Source organism: Spirosoma luteolum (genome assembly GCF_054778875.1).
On the sequence record NZ_BAAGZE010000023.1, the window covers coordinates 160,915 to 183,681 of the forward strand.

At 55.8% G+C, this 22,767-nt stretch carries 13 protein-coding genes and 1 tRNA gene; 3 read left to right on the forward strand and 11 right to left on the reverse strand.

Going from position 1 to position 22,767, the window contains the following annotated elements; translation table 11 throughout:
- Positions 1 to 169: 169 nt before the first annotated feature.
- The 3 genes from ACYVAC_RS20995 to ACYVAC_RS21005 all read right to left on the reverse strand — a co-directional run bounded on the left by ACYVAC_RS20995 (position 170) and on the right by ACYVAC_RS21005 (position 3,743).
- Entirely contained in the window at positions 170 to 928 is a 759-nt protein-coding gene (locus ACYVAC_RS20995; protein WP_461099774.1) for a succinate dehydrogenase/fumarate reductase iron-sulfur subunit, read from the reverse strand.
- A 93-nt stretch (positions 929 to 1,021) separates the two neighbouring features.
- Complete coding sequence (locus tag ACYVAC_RS21000; RefSeq protein ID WP_461099775.1) at positions 1,022 to 2,959, reverse strand: fumarate reductase/succinate dehydrogenase flavoprotein subunit; 1,938 nt, start codon at positions 2,957 to 2,959, stop codon at positions 1,022 to 1,024.
- A gap of 88 nt (positions 2,960 to 3,047) precedes the next feature.
- Positions 3,048 to 3,743 carry a succinate dehydrogenase cytochrome b subunit gene (locus tag ACYVAC_RS21005; RefSeq protein ID WP_461099776.1) on the reverse strand — a complete coding sequence of 232 codons (696 nt, stop codon included), beginning with the start codon at positions 3,741 to 3,743 and terminating at the stop codon, positions 3,048 to 3,050.
- Positions 3,744 to 4,134: 391 nt separating this feature from the next.
- Between ACYVAC_RS21005 and fabD the strand changes: the two genes are divergently transcribed.
- The 3 genes from fabD (at position 4,135) to ACYVAC_RS21020 (ending at position 6,218) form a co-directional block, all read left to right on the forward strand.
- Positions 4,135 to 5,025 carry an ACP S-malonyltransferase gene (gene fabD, locus ACYVAC_RS21010; protein WP_461099777.1) on the forward strand — a complete coding sequence of 297 codons (891 nt, stop codon included), beginning with the start codon at positions 4,135 to 4,137 and terminating at the stop codon, positions 5,023 to 5,025.
- Positions 5,026 to 5,140: 115 nt separating this feature from the next.
- Positions 5,141 to 5,211: transfer RNA gene (locus ACYVAC_RS21015), tRNA-Gln, on the forward strand.
- A 329-nt stretch (positions 5,212 to 5,540) separates the two neighbouring features.
- Positions 5,541 to 6,218: a TetR/AcrR family transcriptional regulator gene (locus ACYVAC_RS21020; RefSeq protein WP_461099779.1), complete on the forward strand. Its 678-nt coding sequence runs from the start codon at positions 5,541 to 5,543 to the stop codon at positions 6,216 to 6,218.
- 102 nt (positions 6,219 to 6,320) lie between these two features.
- Here the strand turns inward: ACYVAC_RS21020 and ACYVAC_RS21025 are convergent, their stop codons facing one another.
- The 8 genes from ACYVAC_RS21025 to ACYVAC_RS21060 form a co-directional block, all read right to left on the reverse strand.
- Positions 6,321 to 8,381, reverse strand: a complete 2,061-nt coding sequence (locus tag ACYVAC_RS21025) for a glycoside hydrolase family 65 protein (RefSeq protein ID WP_461099780.1) — start codon at positions 8,379 to 8,381, stop codon at positions 6,321 to 6,323.
- 141 nt (positions 8,382 to 8,522) lie between these two features.
- Positions 8,523 to 9,242: a hypothetical protein gene (locus tag ACYVAC_RS21030; RefSeq protein ID WP_461099781.1), complete on the reverse strand. Its 720-nt coding sequence runs from the start codon at positions 9,240 to 9,242 to the stop codon at positions 8,523 to 8,525.
- A 64-nt stretch (positions 9,243 to 9,306) separates the two neighbouring features.
- Positions 9,307 to 10,662, reverse strand: coding sequence for a vanadium-dependent haloperoxidase (locus tag ACYVAC_RS21035; RefSeq protein ID WP_461099782.1), 1,356 nt, complete (start codon positions 10,660 to 10,662; stop codon positions 9,307 to 9,309).
- Positions 10,663 to 10,761: 99 nt separating this feature from the next.
- Positions 10,762 to 14,115: a VCBS repeat-containing protein gene (locus tag ACYVAC_RS21040; RefSeq protein WP_461099783.1), complete on the reverse strand. Its 3,354-nt coding sequence runs from the start codon at positions 14,113 to 14,115 to the stop codon at positions 10,762 to 10,764.
- A 57-nt stretch (positions 14,116 to 14,172) separates the two neighbouring features.
- The gene (locus tag ACYVAC_RS21045; protein ID WP_461099784.1) at positions 14,173 to 17,481 is read right to left on the reverse strand and encodes a VCBS repeat-containing protein; all 3,309 of its coding nucleotides are present in this window, start codon (positions 17,479 to 17,481) and stop codon (positions 14,173 to 14,175) included.
- Positions 17,482 to 17,500: 19 nt separating this feature from the next.
- Positions 17,501 to 18,067, reverse strand: coding sequence for a hypothetical protein (locus ACYVAC_RS21050; RefSeq protein WP_461099785.1), 567 nt, complete (start codon positions 18,065 to 18,067; stop codon positions 17,501 to 17,503).
- A 75-nt stretch (positions 18,068 to 18,142) separates the two neighbouring features.
- The gene (locus tag ACYVAC_RS21055; protein ID WP_461099786.1) at positions 18,143 to 19,639 is read right to left on the reverse strand and encodes a RagB/SusD family nutrient uptake outer membrane protein; all 1,497 of its coding nucleotides are present in this window, start codon (positions 19,637 to 19,639) and stop codon (positions 18,143 to 18,145) included.
- Positions 19,640 to 19,654: 15 nt separating this feature from the next.
- Positions 19,655 to 22,681, reverse strand: a complete 3,027-nt coding sequence (locus ACYVAC_RS21060; protein WP_461099787.1) for a SusC/RagA family TonB-linked outer membrane protein — start codon at positions 22,679 to 22,681, stop codon at positions 19,655 to 19,657.
- Positions 22,682 to 22,767: the final 86 nt, after the last annotated feature.

Sequence of the window (22,767 nt, forward strand, 5' to 3'; positions counted from 1 at the left end):
GCAGTACGACAGATTTTCTCCCTTCTCGGTTCATCCGCCTGCTTTCCCCGGTTTTCGCAGTGACGGTTTTCTTAATGACCCCAGGCCATACTACCGGGGGAAAACGCGAAAGCGGGTCACAGACAGAAGTTGTCTATGACCCGCCCGCAGTAATTCGATCAGGCTGTGCCTACCCCTGCACGTTATCAGAAGTCAGCTTTGCGCCGAGGTATTCGCGGTTCATTCGGGCAATGTGATCGAGAGAGATCGATTTCGGACACTCTACCGAGCAGGCACCCGTAAACGAACAGGCACCAAAGCCTTCCGAATCCATCTGTGCCACCATGCGCTCAGCCCGCTCGCGGTGCTCAGCCTGCCCCTGTGGCAGAATGGCGAGCTGCGATACCTTGGCCGATACGAACAGCATGGCCGACGCATTCTTGCAGGCGGCCACACAGGCGCCACAGCCAATGCAGGCAGCCGCGTCCATCGCTTCATCGGCAATAGTGCGGGGGATCAGGATTTCGTTGGCATCCCGGGCCGAACCCGTGTTGACCGATACGTAACCACCCGACTGGATGATCCGGTCGAAGGCGGCCCGATCGACCATCAGGTCTTTCACCACCGGAAACGCCCGGGCACGCCAGGGCTCAACCACAATGGTGTCGCCATCGCTGAACGAGCGCATGTGCAGTTGACAGGTGGTAGCACCCGTCTGCGGCCCGTGGGCCCGGCCATTGATGTACATCGAGCACATGCCGCAGATCCCTTCGCGGCAGTCGTGGTCGAAAGCAACCGGCTCCTCGCCCTTACGGGTCAGCGAGTCGTTCAGCACATCGAACATCTCCAGAAACGACATATCTTCTGATACGTTGTCTAGGTGATAATCGACCAGTTTGCCGGGGGTATTATTATTTTTCTGTCTCCAGACTTTGAGATTGATTTTCATCTTCTGATGGGTTTATGGTTTTCGGTATTCAGTTTACAGGTGGTGGACTCAACCGAGACTATCACCGTAAACCGAATACTGAAAACCCATCACTTATTTATAACTCCGTTGCGTCAGCTTCACGTTTTCGAACTCAAGCACTTCTTTGTTGAGCACTTCGGGCTGGTTTTCGCCCTGGTATTCCCAGGCTGCCACGTAAGCAAAGTTAGCGTCATCGCGCAGCGCTTCGCCGTCTTCGGTCTGGTGCTCTTCCCGGAAGTGGCCACCGCACGACTCTTCCCGGTTCAGGGCATCGTCGACCATCAGCTCACCCAGTTCGATAAAGTCGGCTACCCGTGATGCCTGCTCAAGCGCCTGGTTGATTTCTTCCGAATCACCCAGCACTTTTACGTGCGACCAGAAGTCTTTCTTCAACTGCTGGATTTTCTGCTTGGCCAGTTTCAGGCCTTCGGCGCTGCGCGACATCCCACAGTAGTCCCACATGATGTGGCCCAGTTCGCGGTGGAAATCATCGACCGGCCGGTCGCCTTTGATCGACAGCAGCTTCTCAACCATCTCATGTACCTTGGCTTCGGCTTCTTTGAAAGCCGGTGCGTCGACCGAAATCTTGTCGGCGGGGCCAATCGTGGCGAGGTAATCACCTACCGTGTAGGGAATCACGAAGTAACCATCGGCCAGACCCTGCATCAGGGCCGATGCACCCAGGCGGTTGGCACCGTGGTCGGAGAAGTTGGCTTCGCCCAGCGCGTAACAACCCGGAATGGTCGTCATCAGGTTGTAGTCAACCCACAAACCACCCATGGTATAGTGTACAGCCGGATAAATCATCATCGGGAGTTCGTACGGGTTCTCTCCGGTGATTTTTTCGTACATCTCGAACAGGTTACCGTATTTGGCTTCGATCGTCTTGCGGCCATCGCGTTTGATCGCGTCGGCAAAGTCGAGGTAAACAGCCAGACCGGTTTTACTTACGCCACGGCCCTCGTCGCACACATACTTGGCATTGCGGGAGGCTACGTCGCGGGGTACCAGGTTACCGAACGAGGGGTAACGGCGCTCCAGGAAGTAATCGCGGGCATCTTCGGGCAAATCGGTCGGCTTGATCTTGCCTTCCCGGATCCGCATCGAATCTTCTTTCGTTTTGGGTACCCACACCCGGCCATCATTCCGCAGCGACTCCGACATCAACGTCAGCTTCGACTGGTAATGGCCCGATACCGGAATACAGGTGGGGTGAATCTGCGTGAAGCAGGGGTTGGCAAACAGGGCTCCTTTCTTGTGCGCCCGCCAGGCAGCCGTCACGTTCGACCCCATGGCATTGGTCGAGAGGTAGAATACGTTGCCGTATCCACCGGTGCAGAGCAACACGGCGTGGGCCGAATGCGACTCGATTTTACCGGTGATCAGGTTGCGGGTTACGATACCGCGCGTCTTGCCGCCTTCGACCACCAGATCGAGCATTTCGGTACGGGTGTACAGTTTCACCTTACCGTTGGCTACCTGCCGGCTCAGGGCCGAGTAAGCTCCCAGTAGCAACTGCTGCCCCGTCTGACCACGGGCGTAGAACGTACGCGACACCTGCGCGCCCCCGAACGAACGGTTGGCCAGCAGTCCGCCGTACTCCCGGGCGAAAGGAACCCCCTGCGCCACACACTGGTCAATGATATTGACACTTACTTCGGCCAGACGATACACGTTGCCTTCGCGGGCCCGGTAGTCACCACCTTTGATTGTGTCGTAGAACAGACGGAACACGCTGTCGCCGTCGTTCTGATAGTTCTTGGCTGCATTGATACCGCCCTGGGCCGCAATGGAGTGCGCCCGGCGTGGGCTATCCTGAAAACAGAACGCCTTCACGTTGTAGCCCAGTTCGGCCAGCGACGCAGCCGCCGACGCACCCGCCAGCCCGGTACCGACAACAATGATTTCGTACTTACGCTTGTTGGCTGGGTTCACCAGTTTCAAGCCAAACTTCTGCCGAGACCACTTTTCGGCCAACGGCCCTTCCGGTATTTTAGACTCCAGTTTCATAAACCAATTGTGAATTGATGAAGGAGTGGATGAGTGACTGGCCTGACCAATAGACGCGTACAGCCTCACTCATTCGCCCAGTCACCCGTTAAATAATCCCATGAACCTGTAAAAACACGTACACCGGCATGGCTGCGAAGGCCAGCGGGATAATAATCGCAAAGAAGTACTTGCCGATTGCCTGAATGGCCGGGGTATATTTCTTGTGGCGAATTCCCAGCGTCTGGAAACCGCTCTGGAAACCGTGGGCCAGGTGAAAGCCGATAGCTACCATGCACAGTACGTACAGCAGTACGTACCACCATTGGCTGAAAGCCTCCCGTACAACGGCATACAGGTCTTTGTACTGCTTACCGTCATATTCAGCCATGGGTACCGAACCAAAGTGCATTTCGTACCAGAACGTCCGCATGTGAATGATAATGAACAGCAGCAGAATGGTACCCAGGATGCCCATGTTGCGCGACGACCAGTCGCTATTGGCTTCCGGCTTCGAATAAGCATAGGCCACTGGCCGCGAGTCACGGTTATGCCGGGTCAGAATCCAGGCCATCAGTGCGTGCACCAGAATCGACGTGTAGAGCAGGTACGAAACCGTAATGATCAGCGGATTGTGGGTCATGAAGTACGTGTACTCGTTGAAAGCCCGTCCGCCATCGCCCTTGAACAGCTGCAAATTGCCAGCCATGTGAACGATCAGAAAGGTACTTAAAAAGAGCCCCGTCAGTGACATGATAACCTTGCGACCGAGGGAGCTGGATAGTGTTTGCGTTATCCAAACCATATAGAAAACGACACGAAAATTTAGTGGGAAAATAAGGTTAAAAAGCCGCTTTTTTCGGCGCACCAAAGCTACTTCACAAACCCCATGCAAACAACCACATACACTGTTTTAGGCAAGTATTTGTCTGGAAAGCCAGCCCTAATCGGCTGACTTACAAACCGATTTTCTAACGGGGCGTTCATTTTTTTTGTTTGTGTTTAGTGCCGAATATTTTGTCCTTTACCAACCTGCAAAAGTTGGCGCCAGTCTGCTCTGGCTTACCCTGCTCTACCCCGGCCTGCACCTGCAAATCTTGAACGGCGACAAAAAGGCCCTTTCCTTTGCAGTATCAATTGCCTCCGGGCAATGCCACGTTTAACCCGCCCGCCAGCAGGCCGGGCCTTGTGTAGTTATGAAAGCATACGTTTTTCCCGGACAGGGATCTCAGTCGCCCGGCATGGGCAAAGAGCTGTACGCAGCGTCGGCCACCATCCGCCAGCTGTTCGATCAGGCCAACGATATTCTGGGCTACAACCTTACCCAGATCATGTTCGAAGGGTCTGAACAGGAACTCAAGCAAACCATCTATACCCAGCCGGCCATTTTTCTGCACAGCGTTGCCCTGGCCCTCGCCAGCGAATCGTTTTCGGCCGACGGGTTCGATGCATCGATGGTAGCCGGCCATTCGCTGGGCGAACTTTCGGCACTGACAGCCGCCGGGGCGCTCTCCTTCGAAAACGGCCTGAAACTGGCGTCGATCCGGGCAACGGCCATGCAGCGTGCCTGCGAACTGGCCCCCTCGGGTATGGCTGCCGTGACGAACCTCGCCGATGAGGTGATCGAGCGCATCTGTGCGGCCATCACCGACGAAGTTATTATTCCGGCCAACTACAACTGTCCGGGTCAGGTCGTGATTTCGGGGAGCATGGAAGGCATCCGGCTGGCCGGCGAGCAGCTCACTGCCGCCGGGGCCCGTCGGGTACTGACGCTGCCCGTTGGGGGCGCTTTCCACTCACCCTTTATGGAGCCGGCCCGCGCTGAATTTGCCCAAGCCGTGGCCGACATGCCGTTTCAGACGCCCCGCTGCCCCGTATATCAGAACGTCGACGCGTTGCCCCACACCGATCCGGCCGAAATCAAGGCCAACCTGATCGCTCAGCTGACAGCCCCCGTGCGCTGGACCCAGTCGGTCGAACGCATGGTTGCCGACGGCGCAACGGAGTTTATCGAATGTGGTCCGGGTAAGGTGTTACAGGGTCTTATCAAGAAGATTGCACCCGCTATACCGAGCCGGGCCATGTAAAATTTTTCACTGCTGATTGTCAGGCAGAACCGCTTTTTTTGGCCTTTCAGCCAATTTTTTTTCTGACAAGGGCTTGCTTTTCCTGTGCAAACTACCTTACCTTTGCACTCGCAATTGCCCGATCGTCTAAGGGTAGGACGACAGATTTTGGTTCTGTTTGTGGAGGTTCGAATCCTTCTCGGGCAACAGCAAAGGCCATCCTTCACCGGATGGCCTTTTTTTGTTTACTCCCCGCTGATCAGTCCATACATAGCCCGGAGGGCCGATTCTATTGGCCAGAAACCCGCTCCCTGTTATTTGGACAGGAGCGGGCTTTTCTTCCAGCTCCTGTCCAAATAACAGGGAGCGATACGTATAAGTAAACACCCATCCGTCGTTATAAACGTATAGGCGAAACCAGTGATACTTTGCCCAAAATCCGATACGTTCATTACTTATACCTGTCGGATGTGACCGTCTTGGTTAATTTACGTCAGACTACTATAGTCTTCTGAATTTTAATTCATTTTTGTTATATGGAGAAGGACGAGAAGGTCAGACGGAACCGCGCCAAGACGACCCAACGTATTGTCGAAGCCTTAGAAGAAGTCATTGCTGAGCGTGGCCTCGAAGGCGTCGGTGTTAACAGAGTCGCCGAGAAAGCGAATGTGAGCAAAGTTCTGATCTACCGCTATTTTGGCGGCATGGAAGGCCTGATGGAATACTATGTGAAGATGGGTAAACTCTTCCCGGTATTCAATCCTGCCGTTCTGGACCAGATTCGCCCGCTGCATGATTCAGACGTTGCCCGTATCTGGTATCGTCAGGTCATTCAGACATACCGTTATTTCCGGACGTTTAAAGCTGCCCGTGAGGTACTGAAGGCGAGCGTTATCGAAAACGATACGATTGCCGAAACAACGGCCCGCGCTCAGGACGAAGAAATGACCCGCCTGGTTGAGCAGCTGTCGTTTGTTAAAGGTGCCGACACGCAGGCCATTTCGGCCGTAGTGTTAGGTGCTATGACTTACCTGACCATTATGGCTCAGAACGATCGTACCATGATCAGCATCGACCTGCGGAGCGAAGAAGGCTGGAAACGAATCGAAGGCGCCATCAAAACCATCTACATCGCCCTTAACCGCCTGGCCAGCCAGTCGAAAGAGGTCGATCTGGAGCTGCAGTCGGCCCAGTTGCCGGTAGCCCAGTGGTAAGCATACCCCCACCAACCTGACTACCCCCTCTTCACTGGAAAGGGCCGTAGCCCGTCGAACGACAGGCTACGGCCCTTTTCTCGTTTTAACATGATCTAGCAGCTAGCGGACCTCAATAGTTCGCTGGTCGGGGCCAATCCCTTTCAGGGTCAGTGATTTCCATTTTTTAGGTAATCGGGTCTTCAACTGGGTGATACCCTGGTCGGTAATTTCGAGTCCCCCGAAACCATTCATGACTGCCTGCAGCATCCCCCCGGCCCCGGTAGCAAAATAGGGATTGGTGCCGCCCGCCGTTTCGGCCAGCACGCCAAAGGGCGGTACTTCATTGGGCTTGTAGCTGCGGGTAAACCACTCGTATGCCTTTTCAGTATCGCCCAGGCGTGCGTTCAGCGTAGCCAGCACCGACCAGCCCATTGCCGGGCCATCGGGTGAGTAGCGAGGCCCATAGTACGCGAGGTCTCTCCGAACAGCGGCTTCATCAGAAACGATGTGCAGCGGGTATGCCAGCAGATTAACGTCGGCCTGTTTGATGGGTACGCCATCGTAGGTGCGGTTTTCCTTTGTGACACCATCCGGAAATTTCAGGATCGGGATATTGTCTGCTACCTGTTTCCAGTCGGGGTTGGGCGTCAGACCAAGTGTCTGGGCAGCCTGTATGGCGTATTGCAGCGACGTTTTGGCCATACCGTTCGTAAACGCGTTGTCATCGATATTTTCCTGCCACTCGTTGGCACCAATCACGTTATTGATGTGGTACTTGCCGGGCTGGCCCGCCAGTCCAGCCTCCCGCTCAACCCGGCTGGCCCAGAAATCGGCTACTTCCTTGAGCATGGGGTAGCCCCGTGTCCGTAGCCACTCGGTATCTTTTGTAACCTGATAATACTTCCAGAAAGCCCAGCCTACGCAGCCCGTAATGTGGTGCTGAAAAGGGCCCGTAAGCGCCCAGACCGGTGTGGCCTCCTGGCCGTCGGCATCCGACTCCCACGGAAACATCACACCCGCGTAGCCATGGCTGAAGGCATTCTGACGGGCCATCGCCATCCGCTCGAAACGGTACTCAAGCAGCGACCTGGCCATGGCGGGTTTCAGCGCCAGAATAGCCGGATACATCCAGAGTTCCGTATCCCAGAATACATGTCCATTGTAGCCCAGTCCCGACAGGCCCATGGGCGAAAGACTGTAGGCTGTGCCTTCGCGTGCAAATGAGTAGAGGTGATAAAGCGCCGACCGAACAGCCCGCTGTGCGTCGGGATCGCCATCGATCACAATGTCGCTCTGCCACAATTTAGCCCACTCGGCATTGTGACGCATCAGCAAACGCTCGGTACGTTCCAGCGCAGCAAAAAGCGTTAGCCGTTCGGCTTCGTTCTGAGGATCGGCCGTATGGGCCGTCGATGATACCGAACCGACGACACTGAACGTATACGTCTGACCAGCCTTGAGCCGTTTCCGGAACTTGGCCAGGTGCATATTGTAATCCCAGTCTTCATGAATTACGTCGGGCTCCTGCCCGTGGGGTTCCTCAAAAATAAAGCTGGTCGATGCGGCCACGGTATGCCGACCAGTCGGGCTCTTTGCAACGGAACTCAGCAGCCGGATCGTAACGTGCGACCGGTCGATCTCGGAATAGAAATTCTTGACTTCTTTCAGGTTTTCCGGCGTTTCGATCACGCTCATCGGCATGATCTCACAGTCTTTCTTCGCCGTAATGGCCACCATGGTTAGTTCAGAAAACGGCAGGTGGCGCAGGGCCATCATGGTCTGCCGAACGCTAACCTTATCCTTGTAATCGAAGGTTGTGGTCAGGGCCGCCTTTTGCATATCGAGCGTTTGCCGATAGTTGCTGATGTCTTTCGGACCAATGCGGATTCCGTCGACATCGAGGTTCATGTTGGCAAAGTTGAACACCTTGAGAATATTGGAAACCCGTCCCCGGCCGTAGGTATCAAAAGCGCCATTGAGTACCACATCTTTTACTTTCATCGGCTCGGGCGATGAGACCAGCCCGATCATGCCATTGGCTACGGTGATGCCGTAGTAATTGGCGGGATTGATGTTCTGGCCCACGAGTTGCCATTCGGGTGCCGTGGTCTGGGCCCACCCAGCCGGGACCAGCAACAGGCTCGTTGCCAGCGACGCTGCCAGCCAAAAGAAATGTTTCATAGGTTATGCGGTAAAATGCCTATCAAGATAGGACTATTCTACGGCAAAATACGATCAGTTCAAATCGACTTCTGCCGGTCTCAGCCGCTCCTGATTTCTTCGTCCGCATGAAGACCGTTGTCAGTTCTATCAGTCAGGCTATTAGTTGGGTGTATACGTAAACTGCACCGTCAGCGCCTGACTCCCGTCGGCATTCATGCGCTGCCAGCCGAGGGCAATCGGTACGTGTCTGGCCAGATACACCTCAATTCCCAGCGTCAGCTGACCCTGACTGTGCGTGCCGGAAATCCAGTCGCCTAGCAGATGGAATTTCTGGTAAAAAATACCGGCGTCGAAGCCGGTCTGGAAGCCAACCGATGGGCCACTGCCGAGGTAAGGCAGCGTACCGGCATAGCCACCCGCCGACCATTTATAATGTTCATCGAGCAGCGAGCCGGCAACGTGGGCGTAGCCGTAACCGGCAAACCGTGTTCGGGCAACCGGCGTCAGGTTGGCGCCGGCCTGGAAGCCGGCTGCCAGCTCAATGGTTTCGCTGAGGTCGATGGCCTTTTGCGCATTGACCATCAGCAGGGGGCTGTACGACTCTTCGTAGGTAGAATCGTTGTGGGCAAAACCGCCCGCATGGGGCTGGTAGGTCAGGTTGTTGAGGTTCAGACCGATTTCAAACTCATGACCAAGCCCGTAGTTGACGGTGGTATTCGACCGGATGGACTCCGCGATGTTAAGCTGTTGCTGAACGGCCATTTTGCCGCGTTCGACCACATCGGACGAGGGCACATTGAAATACGTCTGCTGAGCGCGAACCAGTGTGCAGGAAGCAAGGCAGCAAAAGAGGAGCAGGCGTAGGGGTACTAAATGCATAAAAGCTGGTTTACGGTTCGCTGCTCAGCATAACCATAAACCAGCTTCGCTGTTTCGTGTCTGTTTAGCGCGTGGCTACGGTACCGGGCCGCGTGACTACTTTCTGCACAACCCAATTGCCTACTTTTTCGCCTTCCAGCTGCCCGTTGACGAGCGCCGACCGGTAGTGGATACCGCCATAGAGCCGGCTGATCGAAGCCTCATCGGCAGCAGCCCGGAACGATTTGAACGACCGTACGCCATGCCCATACTTGAATTCCGTCGAGTCGGTGAAGGCAATGTTATCGCCAATCAGATTGGTTAGTACGGTAGCGGCTGCCGTTGAAATCACGCTGTGCCCGCTCGGGTACTCAGGAAACGGGGGCGTTTGCAGGAACGGTGTCCATTTGGGGTCGATAACCTTGTTGATAACTGTTTCGGGCCGGACTGTTTTGCTACGGTATTTTTCGTCCCAGCACGAGATGAAGCCATCGGTCAGGGCAAAGGAGGTTAGGGCATAGGCTTCCACGGTTCTCATCATGTTCAGCTTTTGCTGACGCGCTACGCTTTCGGCAATGGCCAGCCAATGCCCCCCGGGGGTCATTTTTTTGGAAGCAAACATCACGTGGCCGGCTACGTTCATTACAAACGCATTGTCGTCCCAGAAGTAGGCAATGGCTTCCTGTTCTTTGGTCAGGTTTTTCCCGATCGTGTACACTTCCTGCACTTCGCGCTCGTAGGGGCTGCCTTTCGCCAGGCTAAACGGCAGCGGGCGGGGTGGCATAAACTGGCTGCAGGTATCCATCAGCCAGCACCGGAGCTTATTCCACTGTGGTTCGGCCGCATCCATATAGGCCGGGGGCGTGGGCACCCACGTACCATCTTCGTTCGTAACGGTATGCTTGAAGCCGCGCGTTTGCTTGTAGTTGTCTTTAGCCGCATAATCGAGCACGTGCTTGGCTACCTGTTCGCCGTACGCCATCGACCGATCGAAGACTTCGTCGGGAACGCCATCTTTTTTGTACTGCTCGTAGAATGTCTTTTCCAGGTCATCGTAAAAATCGACCGAGAATGTAAGCGCCCGCGCCACGGTCAGAAAGGCCCGCGTACTGGCCAGCGGAAAGCAATACTCCTTGCCCGGTTCGGGTTTTGGCCCGGCTTCGAACCGCTTCAGTTTTCCGCCCAGCGACTGATACTTGGCATCGAAGGGAACCAGGGCCTCATAGCCGGCCAGGTTAGCGTAAGCATAAATACGGCTGGCTACCGGGGGCGAAAAAATATCGTGAATAACCACTTCGGTCAGCTTGTCGAGAGCGGCATTGTACCGCTCCGGATCAGCGGCTTTGGCGTTGTATTCGGCAGGAGTAGCGTCTTTCTTACAGCCAATTGCTGCTACGGCCAGCAACACGATCAGGCTTACAGAACGAACCAGGTTAGTCATGGATGTACGGTAGTTTACAACGGATAAGACCAACACACGCGCTAGTCTATCAACTAACAAAATTAACGGAAATTATCGGACAAAAATAAGACATCTCGCTCACAACGCTTTGTCCCGCGACGCGGTCAGGCGCCGGAGCTGAACCGACCCTCCGCTCCGACTAATCAGGAACAGGGGCCCTTGCGGGGTGGGTACCAGACCAAGGTCGCGCACTTCGCCCGTCAGCAGCCAGCCCGTATCGACCGGCGATCGGTCCTGGAAGCCGCCGTGACCATCGTTTTGCAATACCAGACCGTAGCTGGCATCGTACCGCCCCTGGTACATGTTGGCACCGTAGAAGTTACCCCCACCCACCACGTCGAGATCCCCGTCGCCGTCGATATCGACCGGCAGTAACGCAAACAATTTAGATACCTGGGCCGACATCGGTAACACGTGCACGGTAAACGTACCGCCTTTATTTTCTAAATAGACCGATGCCAGCTGATCGACATCGCGTTCAATGGCACCCGTGAGTTCACCCTGCGAGAATAACTGATCGATCGTCTGCCCGGCGTAGGCGCTATAGGTTGTGTAGCGCCGGTTGATAATGCCCGGTATCTGCTTGCCCAGTTCGTCTTTGGTGGCGGTTGGATACCAGTGGTCGAGCACGCTGTAGGCCAGAATCTGCTCGGTCGTTTTATTGTTGTCGATGTCTTTGACCCATAGGTGAAGCCGATTGGCCGGTTCGCGACGCAGGCGTGTATTGAGCCCCAGATTACCAGCCATCAGATCGATGTCGCCGTCGTGGTCGAAGTCGGCTGCGGTCAGGCACTGCCAGAACCCCTGCATGGGAGTATCGCCAAACGGCTTATCGAGTTGGGTGAGCTTACCCCCCTGCCCTGTAAAGATGCGCACCGGCATCCAGTCGCCAGCTACGATCAGATCGGGTTCGTTATCCTGGTTGATATCGGCCCATTGCGCGTCAGTTACCATACCCACCTGCCGCAAGCCGGGTGCGCGGGCGTCGGTTTCGTCGCGAAACCGGCCCCGGCCATCATTCATCAGCAGGTACGAACTGGGCGTTTGTCCGTAGGCGAACCCCACTACCCGGCCGCCGACGAACAGATCCAGGTCGCCGTCGTGGTCCAGATCGACGGGCCGCACGCAGCTCTTGTTATCGAACATGGGTGGCAGCGCATCGGCCTTGCGGGCGAAATGGCCCCGACCATCGTTCAGGTACAACCGATCAGCCAGTTCGGGCGCGCGGCCGTAGTACTCGTTTCCACCCGTCACCACATACAGGTCGAGGTCGCGGTCGCCATCGACATCGAACAGCACCGCGCCCACATCTTCGGCGCTGGAGTCGGCAGCGATAGCGGGCTGGGGCGACGGCACAAAGCGGCCCGCCGGGGTTTGCAGCAACAGCTGGCCAGCCTGCCATCGCGCCCCGCCCACGTATACATCTACCAGCCCGTCGCCGTTGACATCGCCCGTAGCCAGTTTCGGTCCTTCGGTCGACACCTTGGCCGGCATCAGCGACTCGCGGGTAAAATCGTAATACGCTGTGTTTTCGCGGTGCGTGAACGGCAGCAAACTCGTATCGGCCACGGCCGAGAACAGGAGTGCCGGTGCAGGCCTGGGAAATACAAACGACTGCTGCCGGGCCTCGGTTTGCCGTAGCGTGAGGGTCTGGTTGGTGGGTACGCCCCGCCGAACCTCCACCCGCTGATCGGGCCAGATCACCACAACCGAATCGACCGTCGCGTGATGCCCAACGCCAAACGTCAGGACCGGCTCCACGGCCGATTCGAAGCCTCGCGTGGGCATCAGCTGTTGCAGCTGCAGCGTGTCGTGGCTGTAAAGTACGACCCGGGCCCCCACGCCAAACGTGTTGGGCGACTGCCCGGCCAGCTTTACCGTTAGAAAGCGGTTGGCCGGAAAGAGTGTCGTAGCGTCATTTTGGTAAATTCCAGCCGACTCGCCAATGTTGTTGGTGATCAGGTCGAGGTCGCCATCGCTATCCAGATCGGCATAGGCCGCCCCGCTCGACAGCGTGGGTGCGTCGAAACCCCAGGTCAGCGACTTGTCAGTAAAGAGCCCCGCTCCGGTACCCCGATACAGGTAATTGTGCACCTTGCCGCTGGGCATATGGGCAATATCGGCAGCGTTGAGGGCGGCCGAGGTAGTATTCATCCGGCTTTGTACCGAATCGCTCGACATGTACTTGATGTAGTCGAGGTTGTTAGGGCGCCGAACAATGCCATTGGCCACAAACAGGTCTTTTATGCCGTCGTTGTCATAGTCGGCCAGCAGGGGCGACCAGCTCCAGTCGGTGGCGGCTACGCCAGCCAGCAACCCGACATCCATAAATCGACGCCCCGATAAGTTTAGCTGCAGGCAGTTGCGGCTGTACTGATCCATATACCCGTAGGTCAGCTTGTAGCGGTAAATGTCGAGCGCATCCTCGCCCTGCGACGATTTTTCTACCGCTTCGTCGGCCGGGTACATATCCAGCGTGATCAGATCGGGGTAACCGTCGTTGTTGATATCGGCGGCATCGTTTCCCATCGAAAACCGGCTCGTGTGCCCGAACGCCTGCCGCCCCTGTTCCCGAAAATGCCCGTGCTGGTCGTTGACGTAGTAGTAGTCGTCTTCGTGAAAATCGTTCGACACGTACAGGTCCTCCCAGCCATCGGCGTTTAGATCGGCCACGGCAATGCCCAGTCCATAGCCCATAGCAGCCCCGAAAATGCCCGCCGATTCGCTGACGTCGGTATAGGTAGCCTTTCCCGTTTCGACCAGCTGATTCTGGAACAGGTAGTCGCCCGACTCGCGGTTTCGGATCGATCGGGTCGATACGCGGTCGTAGCTGCGCGAGGTATGCACGGCGTGGTTGAGCAGAAAGCAGTCGAGATCGCCGTCGTGGTCGTAGTCGAAAAAAGCCGCCTGGGTTGAGAAGCCGGCAAACGCCAGTCCGTAGTCGGCAGCGCGTTCGGTAAACGTCGGTACCCCGTCGGGGCCGGGCCCGTTGTTGATATAAAGTTCGTTGGTGCCGGTGAGCCCCCGAAAGCCGCTTACCGCACAGACGTAGATATCGAGCCGGCCATCGCCGTTGACATCGGCGAAGGTGACGCCCGTTTGCCAGCCAGCCCGGCCCGCCACACCGGCCCGGGCCGTTACCTCGCGGAAGTGCATCTTACCTTCGTTGAGATATAGTTTGTTGGGCCCCTGGTTCGACACAAAGTACAGGTCAGATCGACCATCGTTGTTCAGGTCACCGGCCGCTACGCCCCCCCCGTTGTAGAAATAGAGATAATCGAGAATGGACAGGCTATCGGTTTCGTGCAGCTCGTTGCGGAAACTAATACCCGTTTGTGTGCTGTCGAGCGTTCTGAACAGGGGCGCTTCGGTAGGTTCGCGCCGGCAACTCAACAGGCCGGCCAGAGCCAGCAGAAAAAGCGATAGGCGCATGGCTAAACAGAAATTCGGCCCCACGATCTACCCAAGGGCACAATCCGGGACACGCGTTTATTGGCGTACTTCGAAGAGTTTGGGCGCCGAATTATTGATCAGATTGATGAGATAAGGACGGTCGTTGATCCGGATCGAACTGATCTGTTTCACTTCCCCGTCTACTACATAACCACTTTTGCGTTCGGGTAGTACGCGGAAATGCCCCCGACCCTGATTTTCGATCACGATACCCCGGCAGGCATCGATCATACCCAGTTGCGGCATAAAGTGGGTGAAGTTACCGCCCATGATCAGGTCTTTGCGTCCGTCGGCGTTGATATCCTCACAGGCAATGGCGTTGATGCACGACAACTGCACAACGGCGGGCAGCGCGGCCAGCCCAAACTGCCCTTTTCCCCTGTTGAGCGCCACCACCGACTGCTGAAAGTCGACCGTTTTGACCTGGGCCTCGTTCAGCACATCGGCCGGAAACAGCTCCTGCAGCGATTTGGTGGCGTAATCGGCATGCTTCAGAATCTTCGTTTTCAGAAAGGGAAACTGTTCGGCCATCTCCCGTTTCAGAAATACCGGCATGTCCCGCCCATCGACCGTTTTGGTCATGATCTTGTCGAGGGTTCCGTTTTTGTCAAAATCACTGATCCAGAGTTTCAGTGGTTTGTCGGCCGAGGCTCGCAGCGAGAAGTTACTGCCGATATTCCCCAGCACCAGATCGGGCCGGTTGTCGTTGTCGACATCCATGATGCCCACGCTGCCCCAGAAACCGTGCAGGTTTTCGAGTCCGGTCGGCGCAGGTTTGAGCTGCCCGCCAGACAGGGCGAGAACGGTAGGGCTCATCCAGTCGCCCACCAGCACCAGTTCGTTGCGCCCGTCGCCGGTCAGATCACTCCAGGCGGCATCCCGAATCATGCCGATATCGCTCAGGGCAGGTGCATCGGATCGGGTGACATCGTCGAATTCACCGTGGCCGTTGTTACGGAGCAGGTAACTCGACGGACTGACGCCGTACTGGAGCGGGTAACTACGGCTGCCCACAAACAGGTCGAGATCACCATCGCCGTCGTAGTCGTACGACCTGACCACCGATGTATTGGTCATTTTGGGTGGCAGGGCGCGGCTATTGAGGGTAAAGCCACCCCGGCCGTCGTTCAGGTAGAGCCGATCCATACGGTCGCCCTGCCCCTCGGCCGGCTCGTTGCCACCACTGCCTACATACAGATCGAGGTCGCCATCGTTGTCGGCATCGAACAACTCGGCGGCCGTGTCTTCAAACGGAGCCGACTGTTCGAAAGCCACCTGCTTCGATACCCGGAAACCGGCTCCCGTCTGCACGTAGAGCTGGCCGGCCTGCCCTTTGGCACCGCACACATAGAGATCGGCCCGGCCGTCGCCGTCGACATCGCCAATAGCGGCTTTGGGGCCCTCCGATGAGAGCTTCATCGGGATGTTGCGCTCGTTGAAAAAGTCTTCGTAGCTATCCTCAACGTGCCGGGCTAGCTGGATGGGTGAGGCCGACAGGAGAGTTGGCGCCGGCGCAGGCAACCGTCTGACGGGGGCGGCTATGGCATCGGCGATCGAATAAGTGTAGGTGTTGCGGGCTTTTACGTTCCGGAACGTACTGACCCGGCCATCGTACCAGGTGACCCGCACGGAATCAAGCTTACCAACCGGCCCCAGGCCGATGGTTTGTGTGTATTCGGCACCCGACTGAAAACCCCGCGACGGGGCTATGTAGCGGCTAAAAATCTGGCGACCGGCAAACAGTTCGATGGTCGACCCGATAGCGAACGTGTTTTTATCCGCTCCTTTCAGTTTGATGCGCACAAAGTTGTTGGTAGCCGCATCACGCTCGGCGTGGTTCTGGTATACGAAGCACGGCTGGTTCACGTTGTTGACAACCAGATCGAGGTCACCGTCGTTGTCGAGGTCAGCGTAGGCAGCCCCGTTAGAGAACGACTTTTCGTCAAGGCCAAAATCAGCGCCCCGCTCATCGAACCTGAGGTTATGCCGGTTCAGGAAAAAATTGTTTGGAATGGGGTTCGACGGCATGTTTTTCACAATCTCGTCGAAGCGTTTCTTCTCGCCCGAAAGCGCCATTTTCTGGGCCAGTTCGCTGGCGAAGAAATCGATAAAGTCCTGATCGATTACGTCGTGGTAAATACCGTTGCAGACGTAGATATCATTGTAGCCATCGTTGTCGGCGTCGAACAGCAGGGCGCCCCAGCTCCAGTCGCTGGCCGACACGTTGGCATAATTGGCAATTTCGCTGAACGTGCCGTTCTGGTTATTGAGTTGCAGGCAGTTCTGCTGAAGCTGGTTATAAAAGCCCTTTTCCCGCTTTAGGTTAGCCACGTAGTGGTTCTCAAACGATGTAGTTGTTTTAAGCCGCTTTTCATCGCGGGGCAGCATCTCGGTGGTGAAAATCTCCGCGTAGCCGTCGTTGTTGATATCGGCCATATCGGCTCCCATCGACGCAATACTCAGGTGCTTCATGCGCGACTCGATATCTTCCCTGAACGTACCGTCGCGCTGGTTGATATACAGGTAATCCTTCTCGAAGAAGTCGTTGGAAATGTACAGGTCGGGATATTGATCACCGTTGACATCGCCCACGGTTACACCCAGCCCGAAGCCAACCAGACTGCTGTAGATGTTGGCTTCTTTGGTGACGTCTTTAAAAACACCGTTGTCGTTGCGCATCAGGCGGTCGCCCCCACCCTTCAGGAAGTCTTTGACCGGCCAGTCTTCGGCCCGCAGCGTGCGGTTATTTTCGTAGTTGAGCGTGTTGACCGGTATGAAGCTGTTATTCAGAATGTAGCAGTCGAGATCCCCATCACGGTCGTAATCGAAAAAAGCGGCCTGTGTCGTATAGCCGTTTTCGTTCAGCCCGTACTTTTTGGCCGATTCGGTAAACGTCAGATCGCCATTGTTGATATACAGGTCTTTCTCCTGCCCGACGCCTTTCTGGTACCCGGCGTTGCACACGAACAGGTCGAGCCGACCGTCGTTGTTGACATCGACCATAACCACGCCTGTCCCCCACTTGCCTTTACCACCCACCCCGGCTTTCTCGGTGATATCCTCAAACTGCCAGTTCCCCTTGTTGAGGTACAGTTTGTTGGACCCCATGTTGGACGTAAAATAGAGGTCGGTCAAGCCATCGTTGTTGATATCGCCCGCAGCCACGCCACCCCCGTTGTAGAAGTTCCGGTAGTTGAAGATGTTGAAATCTTCGCGGTTGCGGACTGTATTTTCAAACGTGACACCAATTTTCTGATTGTCCATGCGCTCGAAAAACGTGTCGGTTCGGGTTTTCGAACACGACAGGAGCGCCGGTACAAGCAGCACTAGGAGAAACCGACTCATCTGGTAAACGGAGAAAAAGCTAAAAATACACCTCTTTGGCGGTAACGTTCTGCAGGGTCAGTTTCGGACTCCGGTAAACCAGCAGGCCTTTGATCTGATTCCATTTCTCGGGCATCTTCTGATACTCGTATTTGCCAACCCGGCCGTCGAGCCTCATCACAAGTTTATCGGCCGACAGGCTTTCGACGGTAATCGTCCCATCGGTCATCAGGTACCCTTCGCCCCGCCGGTTGACCGGATCAATCAGCCGGCCGATCATCGCGCTGGCGGCTACCTGATTGTCAATTACAACCGGCCTTTTGACCGGGCGCTGCGCGTACCACTTGTCTCCATTAAACGAAATGATCACGTTACTTTCGTATTGATCCGTCACGTTCAGTTGCAGGTGCGTATCGAAAACAAACACCTCGCCTTTAAACGCACTTTCAGCAGGATAAAAATCCTTACCATCAATCTGCACCAGCAGACGGGCCTCGCCGGGTTTCAGCGTGCTGTAGATCGACTGAATATCGGGATCGCGCTGGCAACCCAGCAGCAAAAGGCTGGCAACAAGCCCGGCAAGCAGGATGTTTACGGTCGTTTTCATCGTAGTAATAGCCAACAAAAATCCCCAAAATACCCGACAATTCGGGTATTTTGGGGACAACCGGGCTACTTAAAATTAATAGCCGTCGTTTTGCTTCAGATTCGGGTTCGATGCCAGGGCATCGGCTGGAATCGGGAATACAAGCGTATAGGTGTTCTTGTTGTCGACACCCGTACCCGTCAGGTATTTGCCAAAGCGTACTTCAACCGTACGTTTGCCACCTTCCCAGTACGTTTCGCGACCGATTTCGTCGAACATCGCTTTCTCGTCGAGCGAGGCCAGCGTCGAGGCACCCCGCACTTTACGCAGGGCGTTTACCGTTGCCAGGGCCGCGGCTGCGTTGCCACCACGCAGCTGCGCTTCGGCTTTCATCAGGTAGGCATCGGCGTAGCGAATCAGAACGTACTTGTTGGCCGTAGCCGGGTGGTACTTGATAACCCGGATCCCCTTGTCGGTGGGGCAGCCTGCCAGCACCACATCGCGCGTGAACTGCAGGGGTTTCTTGGCCCGGCTGTCGGTGATAGCGGCACCATTGTCGTCGTACTGCTGACCGATCAGGAAGCCCCGGCCGATACCCGAGAATGCACTCTTGTCGGGCTTGGCTGGAATACCTTTCCGGATATCCGATGCTTCGAAGGTATCGTAGAAATCGGCCAGCGTCGTGAAACCGTTCCAGCCCGATGGGTTCTGATCGTAGTGGAGCGTCATGTACCAGCGGTTCTGGGGCGAGCCCTGAGCACCGGTCAGAATGGTCTCGTTCTTCGAATTTTTGGTCCAGTTGTCGAAGTAATTGGGAGCCAGCGAGAAGCCGGCGGCCGTGATGGCGTCAACTGCTTTGACCACGTTGTCCATGTCCGTCTTGTCGTAGGTGTATGGACCATCGATTTTGGCGGCTTTGAACACGGCTTTGTTCAGGTACATCTTGGCCAGCATGTAGTTACAGGCGGCTTTCGAGGCCCGTGGGTTTTCCGACGAAGCCGGGTTGGCTTCCGACAGAGCGGGCAACGCTTCGGTCAGATCCTTCAGGATGAAATCGAACGCTTCCGAGCGGCTCATCACCTTCGGGTTGTCGTTTACGCCCTGGCTGGCTTCGCGGAACGGCACCTGCCCCCAGAAGTCCATTACGTAGAACATGTTGAGTGCGCGCAGGAATTTGGCTTCAGCCGCCTGCGATGCCGACGGGCTCGACGCCAGAATCTGCGTCATCTTGAACACCTGCGAGTTCAGCGTGTTCCAGGAGTTCAGTACCCACGAGTGGGTAGCATCCCAGGTGTGCTGATCGAGCGTACGCCATACCCCGTTGTCACCCCAGTCGACCCCCCGCGTGGGCGGGATCATCTCGCCCGTGGTGTGCTCACCCAGCGAGTAGATGTTGGCCTGATCGGAAAAGTTGTTACCCAAGTCGTTATAACCGGCCTGCAGGGCGGCAGCAACGTCGGCTACGCCAGCGCTGCCTCCAGTGGTTTTCACCACCAGCGAGTCTTTCTCAACGACATTCAGGTCGGTACAGGCAGCCAGCAGGGCTACCATCGTACCTACACTGAGTACTTTAAATGCATTATTGGTAGTCATGTTTCTGTTCAGCAATTAGAATGTGAAGTTGGCACCCAGCGTAAACGTGCGTGCTCTTGGATAAGCCGTGTAGTCGATACCGTACGAGGGTACACCGTTCAGCGATTTGTTGGTGTTTACCTCTGGATCCTGACCCGTGTACTTCGTGATCACGAACAGGTTCTGACCCGTCAGGTACAGCCGTACGTTCGAGAATACCGACTGCGTACCCATTTTGAAGTTGTAGCCCAGGTTGACGTTCTGCAGCCGGACGAACGAACCGTTCTCCAGGAAGCGGGTCGACACGTCGGGCGCGTTGAAGGCGCCTTCTTTCGTCGACGGTACGTCTTTGGTTACGTTACGACCGTTGTTGAACGAGCCCTTCGTGAAGTACGCGTTGGCGGTGTTGTTGTAGATGTAATTGCCAAATACACCGTTGAAGAAGAAGCTCAGCGAGAAGTTGCCGTAGCGGAAGTTATTGGTCAGACCGGCCGTTACTTTCGGCAGGGGCGATTTACCAATGAACTTCTGCACGTCGCCACCGATGTAGATCGAGTTGCCCTGATCGTCGTAGCCGCCGAACTCACGCAGGAAGTAGGCAAACAGGGGCTGGTTGTTGGCGATACGCTCGGCGTAAGCACCCGTCAGACCCTGACCGCTGATGGCACCGGTATTGATGATACCACCGTAGTTGCGCACCATGTTGCTGTTGTACGCTGCGTTGGCGCTGATGTCCCAGCCAAACGTTGGCTTGTCGACAGCGGCATAGTTCAGCGAAAGTTCAACTCCCTGGTTGATCACGTCGCCATCGATGTTCTTGTAAACGAAAGGCGTCAGAGCCGGCTGAGCCGACGTAACCTGGATCAGCAGGTTCTTGGTGTCCTTGCGGTAAAAATCGATGCTACCGGTCAGTCGGCTGTCGAGCAGACCAAAATCGATACCACCGTTGAACTGCGCCGTCGACTCCCATTTCAGGTTCGGGTTCGGGAAGGCAACGTCGCTGAGGCTACCCCCGTTGATACCCGTACCGGCTTCGTTGTAGCCCCAGTCGTTGTAGCGCTGACGCTGCTGGTAAATGTTGTGCGGAATTGACTGGTTACCCGTTACACCGTAGCCGATCCGTACTTTCAGATCCGAGAATACTTCTTTCGGAATAAACGACTTGTTGATCAGCTTGTAGGCAACAGCCGCCGATGGGAAGTAACCGTATTTGTTACCTGTACCAAAGCGGGTCGAGCCATCGGCACGCAGCGTACCGGTCAGCAGCAGGTCACCGATGTTTACGTTCAGACGGCCGAAGTACGACTGCAGCTCATCTTTCGAGTAAGCCGTGTTGCTGATCACGCTACCGAAACCGTTGGTGTTGTCGGCCGATGCAGCGTTGTTGATCATCTGATCCAGGTTACTCGTCCGGAAGTTCGTACCCTGGGCTTTCTGGAACGTGTATTCGAAGCTCTGATACGAGTAACCGAGCAGGGCGTTCAGGCTTACTTTACCGATTTCTTTGTTGTAGGTAAAGTAGTTTTCCCACAGGTTATTATCGGTCTGGATATCGGTCAGGTACAGACGACCTACGTTCTGGATGGCCTGATAGATCAGGTCACGCGAGAAAGCCGCTTTCCGGCTCGACATCGATTTGTCGAAGCCAAGTACCGTTTTGAAACGCAGACCGGGCAGAATCTGGTATTCAGCGTTGATGTTACCCACCGTGCGGAGCGTTTTGGTGTTGTCCTGCGACAGCTCCAGGAACGCTTTCGGGTTAGGCTCCGCCACGTTGCTCGACTGGAACAGCGTACCATCGGCTTTGTAGATCGGCTGCGTGGGGTTCAGTTTCAGAATACCACCGAGCAGGTCACCCTGGTAGCCGGCATTGTCGGTTACCGGAATGTTGCCATCGCGGGTTTGCGATACGGTTACCTGCGAGCTAACGGTCAGCTTGTCTTTGATAAATTTCTTGCTGCCGTTGAAGTTGAAGCTGATCCGGTTCAGCGAGCTGCGCTGCATGATACCCTGCTGATCGAGGTAACCCAGCGATACGCGGTAGTTACCCGAGTTGTCGCCGGCGCCATAAGCCACGTTATGCTGCTGCGTTACGCCCGTGCGGAACAGTACGCTCTGCCAGTCGGTACGCGCCCCCTGATCCTGCGTTGGCTGCAGTTTGGCAAACTCGTCGGGCGTGAGCAGGTTGTAACGCTTCGTGATGTTGCTGATACCGACAGCCGGCGAGTACTCCAGCGTACCGCGGTTACCTTTCCCTTTCTTGGTCGTGATCAGCACTACGCCGTTGGCACCCCGCGCACCGTAGATAGCCGTTGCCGAGGCATCTTTCAGAATGTCGATCGACTCGATGTCGTTCGAGTTCAGGAAGTTCAGCGGGTTACGCGCCGATGAGCTACCGATACCCGAGTTATCGCCACCAGCCGACACGTCGTCACCACTGAGGGGAACGCCATCGACCACAAACAGGGGGTTGTTGCCGTTCCGTACCGACGACGTACCCCGGATACGAATGTTGATCGCGCCACCCGGTTCGCCGTTGCTCTGGGTAATGGCTACCCCCGGTACCCGACCCTGCATCAGCTGCTCGGGCGAGGTGATGATTCCTTTGTTGAAATCTTTTGTACCGATGGCGTTTACGGCACCTGTCAGGTCTTTCTTGTTGACCGTACCGTAACCAACGACCACAACTTCATTCAGGGTTTTGTTGTCTTCACGCAGTGTTACGTTGATCACTGATTTACTGCCAACAACGGCCTCCTGATTTTCGAAGCCAACGTAGCTAAAAACAAGTGACGCATTGGCCGCAGCCGCAATCTGATAATTCCCCCCCGCATCGGTGTTGGTACCCCGCTGGGTTCCCTTCACGCTCACACTCACCCCGGGCAAACCGGCTCCGCTGGCATCCGTAACACGCCCTGTCACCGTACCCTGCGCGAATACAGCGTGGCTACCTAAACCAGCCATTAACAGAAATGCAGCCAGCAACCGCAGTAACACAATCGACTGGCTGGATCTTGTGCGCCGGATGGGTACGACGCTACCTACCAAGTAGGATTTGTCCATAATAGGTTCAGTAAGAGTTAAACGTTTATTTAAGTACAATTACCACCAACTCGACTCGTCACCCCTATCCATTTTTAAGCTTTCTT